Genomic DNA, 1,113 nt, shown 5'->3' on the forward strand with positions numbered 1-1,113 from the left:
GGCGGTTGCAGGAGCTGAGTGCAACACGGTTATTGAATTGAAGCCGGAGCATCATGCCGCATAGCCAAGGCTTCCTGCATCACCTCTCCCATGACTTCGATCGGGCATTTGAAATCGAAGCGCTTACGGGGGCGCATATTCAGTTGCAGGGCGATGGCATTCAGTTGCTCCTGGCTGTGTACCGACAAGTCAGTCCCCTTGGGCAGGTACTGGCGGATCAGGCCGTTGATGTTTTCGTTACTGCCGCGCTGCCATGGGCTGTGCGGATCACAAAAATAAATAGCGACCCCGGTCTGCTGGGTGATTTCAGCATGCCGCGCCATCTCCCGGCCTTGGTCGTAGGTCATGCTCTTGCGCATCGCCAGCGGCATGCCGTTGAGCGCTGCACTGAAGCCCTCCATCGCCGAGGTCGCCGTTGCGTCGTTCATCTTCACCAGCATCAGGTAGCCACTGGTGCGCTCCACCAACGTGCCTACCGACGAGGCGTTGGCCTTACCCTTGATCAGGTCGCCCTCCCAATGCCCCGGCATCAGCCGGTCTTCGATCTCTGGCGGGCGCACGTGAATGCTGACCATCTCCGGAATCTGGCCGCGCCGATCCACGCCGCCAGAGCGCGGTCTGCGCGTCGCCTTGCTTTGGCGCAGGCAGATGATCAGCTCCTTGCGCAGCTCGCCGACCGGCAAGGCATAGATCGCGTTGTAGATCGTCTCTCGACAGACGTAGGCATCTCTGAGGCTGGGAATGTTCATGCCGCGCAGCTTGCCGGCAATCTGTTCAGGAGACAAACGCTCACGCAACATATGGGTCACCAACTCGAAGCGCTCACTGCCCGGCAGAAGCTTGCGCTTAGGGCGACAAACCTGGCGCCGAATGCTCATCTGTCGCTGGGCGCAGCGGGCCGAGTAAGCACCACTACTGCCTCGATTGCGCTTCAGCTCTCGACTGATGGTCGAGGGCGACCTGTCAATCAGGCGAGCAATGCCGCGCAGGGTGAAGCCTTGAGCTTGACTGAGCTGAATGATCGCGCGCTCTTCAACGCTGAGTTCGGAATAGGACATAGGGGCAGCACCGTACCGGAAAGGTCAGGTGTTGCACTCAGTTTTCGCGGCCGCC

Annotated in this window: 1 protein-coding gene; it reads right to left on the minus strand. The window is 60.1% G+C overall.

Annotation, left to right across the window (positions count from 1 at the left end; genetic code table 11):
- Window positions 1-29: 29 nt before the first annotated feature.
- Window positions 30-1,058, minus strand: a complete 1,029-nt coding sequence (locus AC19YQ_RS24950; protein ID WP_017246483.1) for an IS30 family transposase — start codon at window positions 1,056-1,058, stop codon at window positions 30-32.
- Window positions 1,059-1,113: the final 55 nt, after the last annotated feature.

It is taken from the genome of Pseudomonas sp. MF06569 (assembly GCF_059862735.1).